The sequence below is a fragment of the Bacillus sp. MD-5 genome (assembly GCF_002201875.1).
GTDB classification, from domain to species: domain Bacteria; phylum Bacillota; class Bacilli; order Bacillales; family Bacillaceae; genus Bacillus; species Bacillus stercoris.
In genome coordinates, this window is the sequence record NZ_CP021911.1 from 67,159 (window position 1) to 85,016 (window position 17,858).

The window sequence follows — 17,858 nt, forward strand, 5'->3', positions numbered from 1 at the left end:
CTCCTCCTTATTGATAAAGACTACCTGTCTTTCATATTAAAAAACGGATGTAAACGGCGTGTTGGAAAATGATTAATCTTTTATGTGGCTTTTTTAAACGTGCTCTGCCCGTTTGCCTGTATTCCATGTCAAAGCTAAGAAGACGATAGCAAGAATGCAGGAAGAGATCAGCATGATAAAGCCGCCGTTCCAATCAAACCGGTCAACGACAAAGCCCATAATGGCGTTTGCGAAAGCAGATCCGCCGATGTATCCGAAAAATCCGGTCAAACCGGCTGCAGTTCCGGCTGCTTTTTTCGGTGCTAGGTCAATCGCTTGCAGGCCGATCAGCATAACAGGTCCGTAGATTAAGAAGCCAATGCTGATCAAGGCGATATTGTCTACGAGCGGGTTGCCGGCCGGATTCAGCCAGTACACCAATACGGCAATGAAAACACCCGCCATAAACAAAACGCCTGCCGGTGCCCGGCGGCTTTTGAAGAATCGGTCACTGATCCAGCCGCACAAAATGGTTCCCGGTATGCCGGCATATTCGTAAAGAAAATAGGACCAGCGCGAGTCTTCAGGAGAAAAGCCTTTGGCTTCTGTTAAGTAAGTAGGCGCCCAGTCAACCACGCCGTATCGCACGAAATAGACAAATACATTGGCAAACGCGATATACCAAAGAAATTTGTTATTCAGCACATATTGAAAAAGGATTTCTTTTGTTGTTAATTCCTTTTCCTGATTTTTAAAAGCGTGTTTTGGATAGTCATTCCGATACTCTTCAATTGGCGGGAGTCCGCAGGATTGAGGCGTATCACGAACCAATAAAACAATTAAAAATGAAATGATAATGGCGATGATGGCAGGGAAGAAAAACACGCTTTTCCAAGTGACGAACATCGCGATGCCAAGAGTGACAAGCGGAGCAAGAATACCGCCGCCTATGTTATGTGCGACATTCCAGATCGACATTTTTGTGCCGCGTTCACTTATAGAAAACCAATGGGCCATTGTCCTGCCGCATGGCGGCCAGCCCATTCCTTGAAACCATCCGTTGATAAACATAAAAATAAACATGATGGTGACGCTCGAAGTCACCCACGGCATTGAAACGAATAGAATATTGACGATTGCTGATAGAAATAAGCCTGTTGCGAGAAAATATCTCGGATTACAGCGGTCAGACACCATTCCCATGATGAATTTGCTGAAGCCGTACGCAATGGACACAGCGGCCAGCACCAAACCTAGTTCTGTTTTGGAAAATCCCTGTTCCTGCAGATAAGGAATGGCAAAGGCAAAGTTTTTCCGCAGCAGGTAGTAGCCTGCGTAGCCAATGAAAATACCAATGAATACTTGCAGCCTGAGCCGTTTATAAGCCGCATCCATCTTTGAATCATCCAGTCTCTCAATGTGAGGAGCCGGTTTAAATATATGAAGCATCAAAAATTATCCCCCTTTGCTGTTTGTGCTGGATGTATGCGTGCCTCCTTTCTGAAAAACAAAAAGAGCCAGAAAACACCCCTTGTCAAAAGGGGTTGGATTCCTGGCTCTCCTCATCTCCATCCAAGCTATTAACTTATTATGATAGCGCTTTCTTAAGTTATCATAGTCTAGAGTGAATGTAAACGGGTAATTTCAAATTGGGTATTGAGAAAGTAAATATAATCCTTTTACTAAATGGAGTTATGTTTTTTTACTGGCAGCATAAAAATCTTGAGGGAGGCTGTTGCAGGTGGATGAATTAGATATCGCATTCGGTATTTTACCGTTAGGAATTATGCTGTTGTCGATTGTCGGGACTTGTATTTGTAAAAACGCGTATCTGATGCCAATGCTTAGTTTGGTGATTTCTCTAGTGCTCACCTTTACCATTTTTAATGAATCATTTTTGGGATGGGCTGTAGTCTATAGCTTGATTTCCCTGGCTTTATCCTATATCACATTGATTGTGATAAGGAAAAAGAAAGAATCAGGAAAATAAAATCCTCACTTTCTAACGGATTGTTGACTGAGGCAACTATATGTGATTATAATTGGCTTAGTCAACGATATTAGAAAGTGGGGATTGATTTGAAAACAAGTGAATCATCTATCGGATTAAGATTCAGAAAGTTCAATCGATTTTATACAAACGTCCTTGGTTTCCTTAATGAGCACATTTACGACAGCCCGTTTTCCTTAACGGAAACACGGATATTATTTGAAGTTTATAATACGCCTAATTGTACGGCAAAAGCCCTTCAGGATAAGCTGGGGCTTGACCGGGGATATGTCAGCAGGATTGTGAAGCAGTTTGAAAAAGAAGGTTTGATCTATAAACAGAGGAGCAAAGATGACGCCCGCCACCATTATATTTTTGTCACAGAAACCGGAAAAACGATTTATAAAAAGCTGGAGGAGAAAGCCAACGAACAAGTGGAACTGATGCTGAAGGAAATCAACCAAAAGGAGCAGCACAAGCTTGCCGAGGCGATGGCAGAGATTGAAGTGATCCTTTCACAGTCGCTTTCTGCCAGAACATCTGAGATATCGATTAGAGATTATTTTCTGTCGGATGATCTTCAACTCCTTATTGAGAAACAAAGACAATTTTACGCGGAGGCTCACGGCTGGGACGACACGTTTTTAGCTTACCTTCAGGAGACATTTGACGCTGACATCGAAAACATATGGATTGCGGAAAGCGGCGGGAAATTTGCCGGCTCTGTCGGGCTGGTCAAGCATGATGATAAGACAGTCCAGCTCAGATGGTTTCTGGTTGATGCGGCTTTTCGGGGCAGGGGGCTCGGCACTCAATTGCTGGAGCATCTGGTTGCATACTGCCAAGACATGAAATTTGACCGCATTTTCCTTTGGACGGTGAGCACCATGGCTGAGGCTCGTCCGCTCTACGAAAAATTTGGATTCAGGATAAGTGAAGTGAAACAAGAAGCGCCATTATGGGGACAGCAGCTGACAGAAGAACGGTGGGATTTGGAGCTGGCATGAAAAGACTGCACTATGCTTGGATCATCGTCTCCGTCACCTTTTTGATCTTATTGGCGGTTCAGGGGGTGCGGCTGTCGTTTGGTGCATTTGTGGAGCCGTGGGAACGGCAATTTTCAATGGATAGAAGCACCATCTCGTTGATTTCGACGATGAGCTTTATTGTTTACGGCATATCACAGCCTGTGATCGGCCGGCTTGTGGACAAGTGGGGTGCTCGGGCTGTTTTGGCATGGAGTGCGTTACTGACAGGCGTCAGCATTTTCTTAACATACCTTGTGACTTCGCCTTGGCAGCTGTTTTTGCTTTATGGGCTGGGTGTCTCGCTTGGGGTTGGCGGAGCATCGAATGTGGCAGCAAGTGTATTGGTCGTCAATTGGTTCAGCAAAAAGCGGGGACTAGCCTTTGGGATCATGGAAGCAGGATTTGGCGCGGGGCAAATGCTTCTCGTCCCTGGCTCACTCATGCTGATCCATTGGTTTAGCTGGAAGCTGACGGTTGTGGTGTTGGGGCTGCTGTTAATCGTGATTGTTTTTCCGGCTGCGCTGCTGATGCTGAGGAACAATCCTTCAGAAAAGAAGACAGAGCCGATAGGCGGACTGGCTGCTTCAGAAAAAGACACAGCACCTAAAACAACTGCTCTTTCAGTGACCGGGATGTTTCGAATGAGGCAATTCTGGTTTTTGATATTGCCGTTTTTGATCTGCGGATTTACGACCGTGGGGCTGATGGATACCCATTTGATTCCCTTTTCTCACGATCACGGCTTTTCCACGACGGTCACGAGTGCCGCTGTCAGTCTGCTGGCAGGCTTTAATATTGCCGGCATCTTACTGTCGGGAATTGTAGCGGACCGGTGGAGCAGCCGGAAAATCCTTTGCTTTTTATATGCGGTGCGCGCGATGTCGATCGTGATTCTCATATACAGCCACGAGCCCTACTTGCTTTTAGCCTTTGCGATTCTGTTTGGGTTAGTGGACTTTGCAACGGTAGCACCGACTCAAATGCTCGCCACCCAGTACTTTCAAAACTACTCGATCGGCCTCATGATTGGCTGGCTCTCACTCGCCCACCAGATCGGATCGGCACTTGGCGCGTACGTGCCTGGCGTCATCTATACGATAACAGGTGAGTATACACTGGCTTTTTATTTGTCGATTGGAATGCTAGTGCTGGCGAGCGTGATGAATGTGATGCTGAGGGAGCCCGCGGCGGTCACGCGTGACAGTGCGGCTGTGATAGAGAAGTGATAAGGGCAGAGGGGAAGCATCTCTGATTTCGGAATTATTCAGAGATGCTTTTTTTGTATTTTTGTTCTAACACGAAGTCGATCATACCGACAATGCGGGCATTTTCGGATTTTTGCTTGAAGCGCTCAGAGATTTGAACTTTTCTTGAAAATGGGGAAACACCAAATACCCATATTAGGCCAATTAACACAAAAAACATTTGTACACCCATTTCTATTAAATCATTGTAATGAGAACTGAAAAAATAAATATATAAGGTTATTAGTGTCACTGTAAATACGATTTTGACAGTGTGTTTGAATGTGAGCTGTGGTTCAATTAAACACACTTTCATTTGGTTGAGTGTGAAAGAGTCTTGTTTCATTAGGTAAGAAAGTAAATCGTTATCGTTTTGACTGATAGGGTACAAATCGGTTTCTATTTTTTTTGTGATTTCCTGATATTTATGCATTCTCTAAAAGGACCCATGGAGATCAAGACTATTAATAATGTACGGAAGAGTCCTGCAACTGCTCCTGCTTCAGGGCCTATTTTAAATGTAATCGAAGTCTTAAGTCCAGAAGTAGCGCTGTTACATATTGCAACGTCAAAAAGGTACAAATTAAGTATTCAATGTTTGAGTTATTGAATGACATAAAGTTCAGTCGGTAAGCTAAGACTGTTAGATAGATTTTGATAAAGTTGATTTGGAACCCAGTGAGCGCCGTTTGTGTCTGCCCATACACCCCGTGTATAGATGCCGTTAAGCATCCATTCTAGATCCGTTCTCCATCAGCTTCGCTTTCGGTTTCAGCTCTGAAATGTAGAGGCCTAAAAGTGTAAGCGCGCCTCCTAGAAGAGCGATCCATGTCATGTTTTCGTGCAGAATCAGGACAGAAGCGGCGATCGTGATAACCGGGACCATGTAAATATACGCACTGGATTTGACGGCTCCGAGCACGCCAACTGAATAATTCCAAGTGGCGAAGCACAGGGCGGAAGCGCCAATGCCTAGGAAAAGCATGTTAAGTGCATTCGAAGCGGATGAAAATCGGCTCAGGCCAAAATGGAAGTCGAACAAAAATAAGGCGGGCACCATAAACAATAAGCCGTACAAAAATACTCTCTGTGTCAGCTCGATGATGTGGTATTCGTAAGCGCTTAATTTTTTCATGAATATCGAGTAGCCTCCAAACACGAGAGCGGCCCCGGCTGCCATGATGTCTCCGAGCGGATTCAGACGCAGTACCACATTGCCATTAAATGTAATCAATAAAAGCCCGATCAGTGCCGAGACAAATCCAATGAAAAAAGTCAGACGCAGTTTTTCGCCTTCGAGCAGAAAATGGGCCAAAACCGCAGTGATCATCGGTATAATGGACACGATCATGCCGACATTGGAAGCGTATGTATAGGTGAGAGCTATATTTTCTAATAGAAAGTATAAGGTTACGCCAAATAAACCAGCCCCGGCAAACAACAGTTCCTGCCGCCAATTTCTGAACGGAATCATGTTGGGACGAACGAGGATCAGAGCGATAAAGCCCATCAAAAACCGATAAAATAATATTTCCATTGGAGAGAAGTCAGCCAGCAGAACTTTGGTCGAAATAAAGGTCGTCCCCCAAATCAGAATGGTCACAATGGCTGCGATATGCCCGGAAGTTTCTCTTTGTATGTTCATCTGTGAAGCTCCTTTTCAAAAATCTTCATGTATTGCTTCGGTGTCAGCCCCACCTGCCGTTTAAAAAACTTCGTCATATGGCTCTGATCACTGAACCCTGTCTGAAATGCGGCATCAATTGGTCTTACCCCTTGTTCAAGAAGTTTTTTCGCTTGATTAATCCGGATTGTTTCCATATAGCTATTAGGCGTAATTCCTTTTTGTTTTGTAAACGAACGCAATAAATGATACTTGCTCCATCCTGTTAATTCACTCAAATCATTGAGCGTGACGTTTTCGGCATAATGCTCTTCTAAAAATTCGCAAACCAATTTGACTTCGTCGGATGGTTCGGGAACGCTATTAAGGAACGTAACATCCGAATAGTGGCGAATCAGCTCTTCCAGCAGATGAAGAAACAGCTCCTCCTTACGCAAAGCTTGTTTTTCGTCTGATATCAAAATATGCAATTCCTGCAGGCTGGCTGTCAGCTCATGGCGGAATAACACATGCTGGGAGAAATAAGGGAGATGCCCGGCGCCGGTAATTTCCTTCACTGCCTTCTCCATGACATCCGGCATGACATTGATACACCGATAATCAAGCGTCCGGCCGTCAATCTGTTCACAGCTATGCGTGTCACGGGGGTTAAAGAGGAGAAGATCACCTGGATTGATGATATATTCTTGATCCTGACAGGCCAGATACCGTTGCCCTTTTTCAATAAATCCAATCACATAATAATCGTGAAAGTGGTTCGGGAACTTTTGCATAATCCCCTTGAAGCGGTAGGCTTCTATATGAAGATGTGGGTCAAGCTGCAGTGTGCGGGTTTCGTTTTGCATGGGATGCCTCCTGTCGGTATGGTGGTCTTGGATTAAGTGTAGCATGGTTTTGGGGGATTTCTTGTATGATGTTGCTGTTTAAAAAGCTAATCTTTATTGGCCTGCTTTCGTTTAGGAATCAAATTATAATATTTTCTATTTTAATAAAAATTTATTTTTCAAATATTTCAGTTATAATGGTTTGGAACAGATAGGAGGGGCAAAGATGTATCAATCAAAGAAGGTTTTATTGTTAGGTTCAGGTGAGTTAGGTAAAGAGGTAGTGATTGAAGCCCAGCGTCTTGGGGTACAGACGGTGGCAGTTGACAGTTACCAGCATGCTCCGGCGATGCAGGTGGCGCATAACAGCTATGTCGTTGATATGCTTGACCCCGAGCAGATCAGAGCCATCATTGAGAAAGAAAAGCCGGATTTGATTGTGCCTGAGGTTGAGGCGATTGCGACGGATGAATTGCTGAAGCTTGAAGAAGAAGGATTTCACGTTATCCCGAATGCCCGTGCGGCCAAGCTGACGATGGATCGGGAAGGCATCAGACGGCTTGCGGCGGAAACGCTTGGACTTGCGACGGCTGGCTATGAATTTGCGAATACATATGATGAATTTATACAAGCGGCAGCTCAGATCGGTTTTCCTTGTGTCGTTAAGCCCTTGATGAGTTCTTCTGGAAAAGGCCAAAGTGTGTGCCGCTCTGAAGCGGATTTAGAGAGCTGCTGGGAGACGGCGATGGAAGGCGGACGGGTGAAAAACGGCCGCGTGATCGTTGAGGAGTTTATCCCTTTCGAATCAGAAATCACACTCTTAACCGTACGTGCGGTTAACGGTACGGCATTTTGTGAGCCGATCGGTCATGTGCAAAAGGACGGGGATTATATCGAATCGTGGCAGCCGCATGATATGACAGAGCAGCAAATAGAAGAAGCGAAGCATATTGCAAAAGCAATCACGGATGAGCTTGGCGGATACGGCCTGTTTGGTGTTGAGCTGTTCCTTGCGAAAGATAAGGTATATTTCAGTGAGGTATCTCCCCGTCCGCATGATACAGGCCTTGTCACGCTGGTAACGCAAAATTTGTCAGAATTCGCGCTGCATGTCCGGGCGATTCTCGGCTTTCCGATTACAGAAATCACACAGCTTTCTCCTGGCGCCAGCAGGCCCCTCAAAGCACCAGAAGAATTAGCGGATTACACTGTTGAAGGACTGGAACACGCACTGGCAGTCCCACAGACACAAGTGCGCGTCTTTGGAAAGCCAATAACGAAAGCCGGACGGCGTATGGCAGTTGCGCTTTCTGCTGCTGATACAGTCGAAACGGCGAGAGAGAACGCTAAGAAAGCATTGGATCAGCTAACGATAAAATAGAGTTTGAGCAGGCTTTGTCATCGCACAAGGCCTGTTTTTTTTCTCTCTCCATAAAAGTTTTATCATAAGAATCCGAAACCTGATTATAATGTAAAAGTCTTCCATCAATACGGGTGGTTGACACTAAAGGAGGGAGATGACAAAATGAAATTAGTTCCAAGATTCAGAAAACAATGGTTCGCTTACTTAACGGTTTTGTGTTTGGCTTTGGCGGCAGCGGTATCTTTCGGTGTACCGGCAAAAGCAGCAGAGAATCCGCAAACTTCTGTATCGAATACCGGTAAAGAAGCTGATGCCACGAAAAACCAAACGTCAAAAGCAGAACAGGTTTCCGCACCTTATGAGGGAACTGGGAAAACAAGCAAATCGTTATACGGCGGCCAAACGCAACTGGAAAAAAACATTCAAACCTTACAGCCTTCGAGCATTATCGGAACTGATGAACGCACCAGAATCTCCAGCACGACTTCTTTTCCATATAGAGCAACCGTTCAGCTATCAATCAAGTATCCCAACACTTCAAGCACTTATGGATGTACCGGATTTTTAGTCAATCCAAATACAGTCGTCACGGCTGGACATTGTGTGTACAGCCAGGATCATGGATGGGCTTCAACGATAACCGCCGCGCCGGGACGCAATGATTCTTCATATCCATACGGAACTTATTCCGGCACGATGTTTTATTCAGTCAAAGGATGGACGGAAAGCAAAGACACCAATTATGATTACGGAGCTATTAAATTAAACGGTTCTCCTGGAAACACGGTTGGCTGGTACGGCTATCGGACTACAAACAGCAGCAGTCCCGTGGGCCTTTCCTCGTCAGTGACAGGATTCCCGTGTGACAAAACCTTTGGTACGATGTGGTCTGATACAAAGCCGATTCGATCTGCTGAAACGTATAAGCTGACCTATACAACCGATACGTACGGCTGCCAAAGCGGATCGCCTGTATATCGAAACTACAGTGATACAGGGCAGACAGCTATTGCCATTCACACGAACGGGGGATCGTCATATAACTTGGGAACAAGGGTGACGAACGATGTATTCAACAATATTCAATATTGGGCAAATCAATAAATACAGCAAACTAGCCATATTCATATCTATTTTGTTTTTATGCGGATGCAGTTCGCAGACGCATTCTTCACAAAAAGAAATGACGATTCCTGTCACTCTTCATGTGGAGGATGCTAAGGGGCTTCCGGTCGAAGGAGTTCAAGTGACGATTGTCAAAGCGCCTGCGTCAGATGAGGAGCCGAATACAGAGATCGGCGAGATACTCGGTAAAACAGACAAAAACGGAGACATCAAATGGGATACCAGTAAAAAAGGCGATTATTCAGTCGCGTTGACGAAGGGTGAAACATCAGTAACCCATCAAATTTCATTAACAGAGGATAAAAAAGATCATGCCATTCCATTGGTCTTCAAAGAATAGCAGTTTCCCTGATTTTAAGGGAAACTGCCTTTTTTATTGATCACAGGAAGCCAAACTATATACTGGAAATTTATAATATGAGATAATAAGAAATAGGTATTTTTTCTTACGAGACAAAAGGGGCGCTATCCTTTCATTTATATCAATCAAACCCGGAGGAAAAAGAAGAAGATGACACAAGATTCGATGCAGCTTGCCGCGGTAGAAAGCGGTCTTCGCTTTTACAAGGCGTATAATCAAAGCCTTTCTTTGTGGCCGATTGAGTCGGAAGCATTCTATGTTTCTACTCGTTTTGGAAAAACACATATCATTGCAAGTGGGCCAAAGGGCGCACCTTCGCTCATTTTGCTTCACGGAGGCCTTTTTAGCTCTGCGATGTGGTATCCGAATATTGCGGCGTGGAGCAGTCAATTTCGTACATATGCGGTCGATATAATAGGAGACAAAAATAAAAGTATACCATCAGCAGCGATGGAAACAAGAGCTGATTTTGCAGAATGGATGAAAGATGTCTTTGATTCTCTTGGACTTGAGACAGCACACCTGGCCGGTCTTTCGCTTGGCGGCTCCCATATCGTGAATTTTTTGCTTCAAGCGCCTGAAAGAGTAGAGCGGGCGGTTGTTATGAGTCCCGCTGAAGCGTTTATTTCATTTCATCCGGATGTCTATAAATACGCTGCGGCGCTTACAGGGGCAAGAGGAGCCGAAGCATATATCAAGTGGATCACAGATAACAGATATGATCTGCATCCTTTACTGCAAATCCAAATTATGGAGGGTGCGGCGTGGCAGGATGAACAAAGGAACCTGAAGCCGACAGAAAATGGCTTTCCGTACGTGTTCACAGACCAGGAATTGAAATCAATACAAGTCCCGGTACTGCTGATGTTCGGTGAGCACGAGGTTATGTACCATCAGCAAATGGCTTATGAGCGGGCGTCGGTGCTGGTGCCGGGAATTCAGGCTGAAATCGTAAAGGACGCCGGACACCTGTTATCTCTGGAGCAGCCAGAGTACGTCAATCAACGCGTTTTGTCCTTTTTGGGCGGAGAATAAATGAGTATAAGGCATGAAAAGATTGGCATTCATTTTTCAAATGGTAACAAATGTTGTATAATAATAGAATTTGAATGCTGCTTTTTTGGGGGCATTTTATGTTATCATGCTTATTGAAGAAATTTTTTCCTGAAACGCTATTCGATTACTATCGTCGAATAATATAGATGGTTTTACAATTGGAGGTTTGGTTACACTGTGAATTACATCCCCTGTATGATTACGATAGGAAACTTCATTTGCGGATTGCTGGCGATTCATTCCTTGCTCTATCACAACATTCATTCAGCAGTGCTATTCATTTTTACCGGCATGTTCCTTGATTTCTTTGACGGAATGGCTGCACGTAAGCTGAATGCCGTTTCTGATATGGGAAAAGAATTGGATTCGTTTGCCGACTTGGTTACGTTTGGGGTGGCTCCCTCTATGCTTGCTTACAGTGTCGCGTTGTATACCCTGCCATTTATAGGGATCTTATGCGCATTGACGTACAGCATTTGCGGAATGCTTCGTCTCTCTAAATTTAACATTGAACAAAGCAAACTCCCGACATTTATTGGTATGCCGATTCCATTTGCGGGCATGTGCCTTGTTATTCTAAGCTTCACCTATAACCCGATCCTTCTGGCAATCGGCGCTTGCGGACTTTCATATTTAATGGTGAGTAAAATAAAATTCCCTCATTTTAAAAAACATGCGGCAGAAAACCTGGAGTCCGGGAGATGGAATTAGTTCAGCAGCTCATAGCGGATTACGGTTATCTCGCTATTTTTTTGATGCTCGTATTAGGGATTGTAGGATTGCCGATTCCAGATGAAGTGATGATGACCGTTGTTGGCTATTTCACGCATACCGATGTATTGAATTATGAGCTTTCGATATTGATCAGTTTTGTCGGGGCTTTGTTAGGTATGCTGATCAGCTACATGATTGGCAGAAAAGCCGGACGCCCGTTTATCGATAAGTACGGCAAGTGGGTCGGCTTAAAAGAAAAAAGAATGATGAAAGTGGAAAAATGGATGAAGAAATACGGTCCATATTCTCTTATTTTAGGTTATTTTATTCCCGGCGTCCGACATGTGACATGCTACTTTTCGGGGATCGGCAAAATGGATTTGAAAACGTATATTGCGTTTGCGGCAATCGGCGCCTTTTTGTGGTGCTTTGTTTTTATTACAATCGGAAGGGTAATAGGGATTATTCATGTTTAATACGGCTGTAAAGATTCTGTATCGATCATTGATAGAGCTGACGAATCATCGTCTGTCATCCTATCTGATTAAAGGATTTTGCGAGTCGAAAATCAGCAAACCGGTCATTCCGCTGTTCTCAAAACATTTTCGGCTGAATTGGGATGATGTGGACGGGACGGCTGCTGATTACGGATCGCTGTCCGAATTGTTCATTCGACAAATTAATCTGGAGCGGCGCCCTGTTTCAAAAGAGGCGCATGCGGTGGTTAGCCCTGTTGACGGTGTGGTTCAGACGGTAGGAATCATCAACCCGAATCAAACCTTTACGGTGAAGGGAAAAGATTACTCATTCGCTGAGCTGACTGGCTGTAAAAGCGCAGACCATCAATACAACGGCGGATACTTCGTTGTGCTGTATCTAAGCCCGCGTCATTATCACCGTTTCCATTCTCCGATCAGCTGCAGGTATCAAAAGCTGGCCGAGCTCGGAAATCGCTCATATCCGGTCAATCAATTAGGGTTGAAATACGGAAAAGATGTGCTGTCGAAAAATTATCGGTTTGTGTACGAACTGAATGGCGGCAGCCGAAATGTCCTGATGATTCCTGTCGGGGCGATGAATATTAATTCTATCGTGCAGACAAATACCCGTGCTGAATTGGAGATCGGCGAGGAGCTGGGATACTTTTCATTTGGATCAACCGTCATTTTGATTTTTGAAAAAGACGCGTTCCAGCCGTCCGCCAATTTAACAGAAGGCCAAGAAGTTCAAGTCGGAGAACTGATAGGTTACGAAGAGTAAAAAGAGGAGCTTGCATAGACGCAGCGCCTCTTTTTTTGAAGAAAGGTGAGACCCATGGAGAAACAAATCATCAGCTGGATTACAGATTATCAGAACACCGGAGATGAAGCTGTCCTGAGGCAAGTGCGGGAATCGTGCTGGCCGATCATTGAAGCGGTTTTGCAAGAGACGGCAATAGATGAAGAGCAAGCGAACAATTTGCGCGAAAAAGGAATCGAGCGATTTCCCTTTATCATCAGCAAATACCAAGCGGATGTGCAGCTTCCGGTTGAGACATTTTTACGAAATACATATCGGTTTTACTTTCATCAGGTGATGAGAGAATCCAGCTAAAGCTTCTTTCAACAGAGAAGCTTTTTTTGTTGGCAGAAAAAGGAAACTTTTTCAATATCTATCTCGTAACGACTAGAGAACCTAATAGAAAAGGAGAGATAGAATTGAAACGAATAATAGTGAGAATGACCCTGCCGCTGCTGATCGTTTGTCTGGCGTTTTCTTCTTTTTCAGCCTCCGCTCGTGCTGCTTCTGAAGAAAAACATTGGGATTCCTGGATTGAACGACATGCACAGCCACTTGATGCTTCACATGCTTCAAACAAAGACTTTCGATTCCTGAAGAAGGTGCTGAAAGGGAAACGAATTGTTCAGTTAGGAGAAACGACACATGGCGCTGGCGAAATGAATGCCACAAAGGTCAGAATGATCAAATACCTCCACGAAGAGCTGGGATACGATGTATTGGCCTTTGAGTCCGGCTTTCCTGATACAAATGCATCCTACCTTAATATGGACCAATTAACCCCTAAAAGCACGATGAAAAACTCCATTTACGCTGTATGGCACACAGAAGATGTCGTTGAATTGTTTGATTACATGAAAGAGCAAAAAGAGAAAGGCGATCCGCTGATCCTTACCGGTTTTGATATTCAAAGCATGAAGAATTCATTCAATGATGCTGCAACTCAATGGGTAAAAGCGGTGAACCCGGAAAAAGCAGAGCTGCTTTCCCAATCAGAAAATGATTTTTCAACATTAGTGACAGACAGCAATACGTTTGATGAATTTTCGCAAAAGAAGGAAAAGCTTGTGAAAAACTATCAAGAGCTGATCCAATTCGCTGAAACACATGCCCCAGAGCTAAGAGTTAACCTTCCGAAAGAGCCAAAAGCTTATGAGATGTTTATGCATTCCCTTCAGCTGAGAATTGATGTCATGGAAACGTATATGCTGGAAGAAATGAAAGAAAAACTAGAGGACTATCCCAAGAATATTGAGGATTTTTCATTCTTTATGAGAGACCGCATGATGGCTGAACAATTTCAGTGGGTAGCCGAAACCCTTTATCCGAAAAAGAAAATCATTGTCTGGGGCCACAATTACCATCTTCGCAAACAGAATACGAAAATGATAAAGGACTGGGTACAGCTAAACGGCCCTAACATGGGTGATTATTTGCCGGAGCGGCTGAAGAAACAAACATATACGATTGGCATTTATGCTTACTCTGGTGCAAGTCTGAATAGTTCCGATAATAAGACGGTTATGCCGGTTACAAGCCCGCCGCCGTCTGGAAGTCTTGAAGCTTTGCTAAAAGCTGCGGACCATCCTGCTCTCTTTGTTGATTTTCTCCATACAAAAAACAAGAAAGGCACTTCGTGGATGTATACCCCGCGGACTGCGCTCTATTGGGGGAACATGGAAGAGCAGATGATCCTGAAGGAACAATATGACGGTGTCATTTGGCTGGAGCATATCACGCCGTCAGTCATTATCAAGTGACCAGTGTCCCCTGTGCTCTAACAGGGGATTTTTACATATCGCAAAAATAATCAAAACATATAATCAGTGATCCATTATTCTAAAACAGAAAGGAGATTAGAGCGTGCAATGTATTATGAAAAGGCTGTCCAGAAAACAATCAATTGGATTGAATCACATTTACATGAGCAAATATCAAACGAGGATATTGTAAACGTTTCAAGCTTTTCAAAATTCCATTTTCATCGGATTTTTCAAAAAGAAGTCGGTATGTCGGTTGCTTCTTATATTCGCTTAAGACGTCTTGCGAATGCGGCAGCGGCTTTGCTTTATACAGATCTTCGTATTATCGATATTGCTTTGTATTTTCAGTTTGAATCTCAAGAAGCATTTACGAGGACGTTCAAAAAGATGTATCACATGCCGCCAGGTGCATACCGAACATTTATGAAACGCTTTACTTCAAAAAAGGAGGAATCTTACATGGAGAAAAAAATGAAGGGCTGGGTATTGAGCGGGAGCCATCCGTTCCAATTCGAAATGGGGATTGACCGGGAAAATGTACATCAGGGAAAAGCTTCAGGGTATTTAAAGTCAACAATGGTGCAGGATATCGGTGAATTTGCGACGATGATGCAGCAATTCAAAGCAGGCCGCTATCTTGGAAAAAGGCTTCGTCTATCAAGTTTTATCAAAACAAAAGGAGTGCAGCATTTTGCCTCGCTTTGGATGAGGGTTGACAGTGCCGCTGATGATGTTCTCCAATTTGATAATATGAGCAACAGACCTATTACTGGAACAACCAATTGGAATCATTATGCTATCGTTTTAGATGTTCCAGAAAATAGCGCAGTGATATCCTTTGGCGTTCAATTAGCTGGACCGGGGCAGGTGTGGATGGATCATGTTGTTTTTGAAGAGGTAGATAAGAGCGTACCTTCAACAAACCTTGAAATGCCGGGAGAGCTTTTAGATGAACCGGTAAATTTATCTTTTGAAGAGGAATGATAATAATAGTTTTCAGATAACTACATTTATTAGTAAGTTAATGGAAAATACTATCCGTCATTCAGAAACCCTTGAGCCACGCAGGTTTGTAAGAGTTTGGATATTTTTATCAGTCTGGGCGGATCTGTTCATCTTTGCGGCATTTTCCTGTATGATATAGTAAGAGTGTGCATAGCAACTAACTATAATTGAACAGGGTGTTTATAACATGGAAAAACAATACAGAGTATTACTTTACTATAAATATGTTCCGATTGAAGAACCAGAGGCGTTTAGAGAGCAGCATCTGGCTTTTTGTAAGGAGCTTGGTTTGTTAGGCCGTATCCTTGTTTCTTCTGAAGGAATTAACGGTACGGTATCAGGAACGGTTGAACAGACTGAAAAATATATGGAAACAATGAAAGCTGATCCTCGTTTTGCGGACATGGTATTTAAAATTGATGAAGTAGAAGGCCATGCCTTCAAAAAAATCTTCGTGCGCCATAAAAAAGAGCTTGTCACGCTTCGTCTTGAAGATGATGTCGATCCGAATGAAACAACAGGTCAACATTTGAAGCCAGCAGAATTTTATGAGAAGATGCAGGACCCAAACACAATTGTAATCGACGCGCGTAATGATTACGAGTACGACCTTGGCCATTTCAGAGGTGCAGTCCGTCCTGACATCGAAGCCTTCCGCGAATTACCGGAATGGATCGAAGAACACAAAGATATGCTTGAAGGCAAAAAGATTTTAACGTACTGTACAGGCGGCGTACGCTGTGAAAAGTTTTCAGGATGGCTGGTGAAGCAAGGCTTTGAAGATGTAGCCCAGCTTGACGGCGGCATCGTGACATACGGAAAAGATCCTGAGGTGCAAGGCAAGCTTTGGGACGGCCAGTGCTACGTATTTGATGAAAGAATCAGCGTGCCTGTCAACCGTGTCGAGCATGTGATTGTCGGAAAAGACTACTTTACAGGAGAACCGTGTGAGCGTTATGTGAACTGCGCGAATCCATCTTGCAATAAAAAAATGATATGCACACCGGAAAATGAGTATAAATATATGCGCAGCTGCAGCCACGAGTGCCGCACGAATCCAAGAAACCTGTATGTGAAAGAGCATAATATGACAGAAGAAGAAGTAAATGCAAGACTGGCAGCGATTGAAACAGAAGAACATGCTTCTGTTGAATAATGGAAAGAACACCTCGGAATGAGGTGTTCTTTTTTTATAAGCTTTCGGTTTGGCTGTTTGCGGAAACCCATTCTTTTTGGCGGAAGGCTTTTTCCCATTTTGACACCACGATGCAGGCGATCGCATGTCCCGGAACGTTCACGCCTGTTCGCGCCATGTCCATGACACGGTCAACACCCGCGATAATGGCAACGCCTTCAGCCGGCAGTCCTACAGCATTGGCAGTCGCCAGCAGCACAACAAGCGAGCCAGAGGGAACAGCTGCAATGCCTTTACTGGTCATCACAAGCACAAGCATCATGAGGAGCTGCTGGGACAATGTCATGTCTACATGAAAGGCCTGCGCCAGAAAGATACAAGAAATCGATAAATATAAGCTCGAGCCGTCACAGTTCAATGACAAGCCGGAGGGAATGACGAATGATACCACTCGTTTGGGACAGCCGTATTTCTCCATTCTATCCATCAGCTGAGGGAGAATGGTTTCAGTGCTGGTGGTGGAAAATGCAATTAAAAACAGATCCCATATCATTTTCAATACTTCGAAATACTTAATCTGAAAGATGAGACCGACAAGCGGAAAGAGGACAAAGAGGATTAGGAACAGGCCAAGGAATACTGTGCCAACCAGCTTAAACATAGGAAGGAGGAGTTCAATGCCATATTGGCCTACAGAAGCTGCCATCAGGGCTAACACGCCGATAGGAGCAGTGACCATAACGATTTGCGTGAGTTTGAACATAATTTGAGCGGCGGATTCAAAGAAATTCATCACGGGTTCAGAGGCTTTGCCAATACCGGCAGCGGCGACACCGAATAAAATCGCAAAGAAAATTACGGCAAGCAAATCATTTCTGGCCATGACATCAATAATGTTTGTAGGGATAATATCGAGGATCATTTGTTTGAAATCAACAACTTTTTCAGTGTAGCCTGACAGTTCATTGATATCTTTTTTCGCCAAATGGGAAAGATTAAGACCGACACCTGGTTTTAAGACATTTGCTAATAAAAGACCGAGCGCCAATACAAGCGTGGTAATCACTTCGAACCAAATGATTGTCTTGATACCGAGGCTGCCCATTTTTTTCATGCTCCCGCTTCCTGCGGCTCCGATGACAATGGTAGAAAACACAATCGGCACAACAATCATTTTAATCAAGCGGATAAATCCATCTCCGACAGGCCTGAGTGCCATCCCGAAATCAGGAAAAAAGTGGCCGATCATCGCTCCGGCAGCCAAAGCGATTAAAATTTGAAACGCGATTAATTTTTTCAAATGAATCCCCCTTTAGAATGATAGAATGAAGGCATATTCATATCATTCGTGATTCTAATGCAAACCCCT

The 17,858-nt window shown here is 44.0% G+C and carries 19 protein-coding genes; 14 read left to right on the forward strand and 5 right to left on the reverse strand.

The window, feature by feature from the left end:
* Nucleotides 1-93: 93 nt before the first annotated feature.
* On the reverse strand, nt 94-1,428 hold the full coding sequence (gene glpT, locus CDO84_RS00325; protein WP_040084398.1) for a glycerol-3-phosphate transporter: 1,335 nt from the start codon (nt 1,426-1,428) through the stop codon (nt 94-96).
* Nucleotides 1,429-1,720: 292 nt separating this feature from the next.
* Between glpT and CDO84_RS00335 the strand changes: the two genes are divergently transcribed.
* From CDO84_RS00335 to CDO84_RS00345, 3 genes are all read left to right on the forward strand, one after another.
* Entirely contained in the window at nt 1,721-1,969 is a 249-nt protein-coding gene (locus CDO84_RS00335; protein WP_040084322.1) for a YbeF family protein, read from the forward strand.
* Between the two features lie 89 nt (nt 1,970-2,058).
* Nucleotides 2,059-2,976, forward strand: coding sequence for a bifunctional helix-turn-helix transcriptional regulator/GNAT family N-acetyltransferase (locus CDO84_RS00340; protein WP_040084320.1), 918 nt, complete (start codon nt 2,059-2,061; stop codon nt 2,974-2,976).
* Nucleotides 2,973-4,223: an MFS transporter gene (locus CDO84_RS00345; protein WP_040084315.1), complete on the forward strand. Its 1,251-nt coding sequence runs from the start codon at nt 2,973-2,975 to the stop codon at nt 4,221-4,223. Before CDO84_RS00340 ends, CDO84_RS00345 begins: the two co-directional genes overlap by 4 nt.
* A 34-nt stretch (nt 4,224-4,257) precedes the next feature.
* On the opposite strand, the gene CDO84_RS00350 is transcribed toward CDO84_RS00345, so the two are convergent.
* The 3 genes from CDO84_RS00350 to CDO84_RS00360 all read right to left on the reverse strand — a co-directional run bounded on the left by CDO84_RS00350 (nt 4,258) and on the right by CDO84_RS00360 (nt 6,710).
* On the reverse strand, nt 4,258-4,674 hold the full coding sequence (locus CDO84_RS00350) for a hypothetical protein (protein ID WP_040084314.1): 417 nt from the start codon (nt 4,672-4,674) through the stop codon (nt 4,258-4,260).
* A 291-nt stretch (nt 4,675-4,965) separates the two neighbouring features.
* Entirely contained in the window at nt 4,966-5,886 is a 921-nt protein-coding gene (locus CDO84_RS00355; protein WP_014662605.1) for a DMT family transporter, read from the reverse strand.
* Nucleotides 5,883-6,710, reverse strand: a complete 828-nt coding sequence (locus tag CDO84_RS00360) for an AraC family ligand binding domain-containing protein (protein WP_014662606.1) — start codon at nt 6,708-6,710, stop codon at nt 5,883-5,885. Before CDO84_RS00360 ends, CDO84_RS00355 begins: the two co-directional genes overlap by 4 nt.
* 190 nt (nt 6,711-6,900) lie before the next feature.
* On the opposite strand from CDO84_RS00360, the gene purT reads away from it, so the two are divergent.
* The 11 genes from purT (at nt 6,901) to trhO (ending at nt 16,510) form a co-directional block, all read left to right on the forward strand.
* Complete coding sequence (gene purT, locus CDO84_RS00365; protein ID WP_269429582.1) at nt 6,901-8,070, forward strand: phosphoribosylglycinamide formyltransferase 2; 1,170 nt, start codon at nt 6,901-6,903, stop codon at nt 8,068-8,070.
* A gap of 144 nt (nt 8,071-8,214) precedes the next feature.
* Nucleotides 8,215-9,156: an extracellular metalloprotease Mpr gene (gene mpr / locus CDO84_RS00370; RefSeq protein WP_014662610.1), complete on the forward strand. Its 942-nt coding sequence runs from the start codon at nt 8,215-8,217 to the stop codon at nt 9,154-9,156.
* Nucleotides 9,119-9,517 (forward strand): YbfJ family protein, encoded by a 399-nt coding sequence (locus CDO84_RS00375; protein ID WP_040084312.1) that lies wholly within the window; start codon nt 9,119-9,121, stop codon nt 9,515-9,517. Before mpr ends, CDO84_RS00375 begins: the two co-directional genes overlap by 38 nt.
* Nucleotides 9,518-9,688: 171 nt before the next feature.
* Complete coding sequence (locus CDO84_RS00380; protein ID WP_040084311.1) at nt 9,689-10,573, forward strand: enantioselective carboxylesterase CesB; 885 nt, start codon at nt 9,689-9,691, stop codon at nt 10,571-10,573.
* A 198-nt stretch (nt 10,574-10,771) separates the two neighbouring features.
* Nucleotides 10,772-11,305 (forward strand): CDP-diacylglycerol--serine O-phosphatidyltransferase, encoded by a 534-nt coding sequence (pssA, locus tag CDO84_RS00385; RefSeq protein ID WP_040084308.1) that lies wholly within the window; start codon nt 10,772-10,774, stop codon nt 11,303-11,305.
* On the forward strand, nt 11,296-11,784 hold the full coding sequence (locus CDO84_RS00390) for a DedA family protein (RefSeq protein WP_014662613.1): 489 nt from the start codon (nt 11,296-11,298) through the stop codon (nt 11,782-11,784). The genes pssA and CDO84_RS00390 overlap by 10 nt, the downstream gene beginning before the upstream one ends.
* A complete protein-coding gene (locus CDO84_RS00395) occupies nt 11,777-12,568 on the forward strand; it encodes a phosphatidylserine decarboxylase (protein ID WP_040084306.1) in 792 nt (263 codons plus the stop codon). The genes CDO84_RS00390 and CDO84_RS00395 overlap by 8 nt, the downstream gene beginning before the upstream one ends.
* A gap of 54 nt (nt 12,569-12,622) precedes the next feature.
* Complete coding sequence (locus CDO84_RS00400; protein WP_040084304.1) at nt 12,623-12,901, forward strand: hypothetical protein; 279 nt, start codon at nt 12,623-12,625, stop codon at nt 12,899-12,901.
* A 104-nt stretch (nt 12,902-13,005) separates the two neighbouring features.
* A complete protein-coding gene (locus CDO84_RS00405) occupies nt 13,006-14,346 on the forward strand; it encodes an erythromycin esterase family protein (protein WP_040084303.1) in 1,341 nt (446 codons plus the stop codon).
* 108 nt (nt 14,347-14,454) lie between these two features.
* Nucleotides 14,455-15,333: a helix-turn-helix transcriptional regulator gene (locus CDO84_RS00410; protein WP_040084301.1), complete on the forward strand. Its 879-nt coding sequence runs from the start codon at nt 14,455-14,457 to the stop codon at nt 15,331-15,333.
* Nucleotides 15,334-15,541: 208 nt separating this feature from the next.
* The gene (trhO, locus tag CDO84_RS00415; RefSeq protein ID WP_040084299.1) at nt 15,542-16,510 is read left to right on the forward strand and encodes an oxygen-dependent tRNA uridine(34) hydroxylase TrhO; all 969 of its coding nucleotides are present in this window, start codon (nt 15,542-15,544) and stop codon (nt 16,508-16,510) included.
* A gap of 34 nt (nt 16,511-16,544) precedes the next feature.
* Here trhO and gltP read toward each other — a convergent pair whose 3' ends face one another.
* Nucleotides 16,545-17,789 (reverse strand): glutamate-aspartate/proton symporter GltP, encoded by a 1,245-nt coding sequence (gene gltP, locus CDO84_RS00420; RefSeq protein ID WP_014662618.1) that lies wholly within the window; start codon nt 17,787-17,789, stop codon nt 16,545-16,547.
* Between the last annotated feature and the right edge of the window lie 69 nt (nt 17,790-17,858).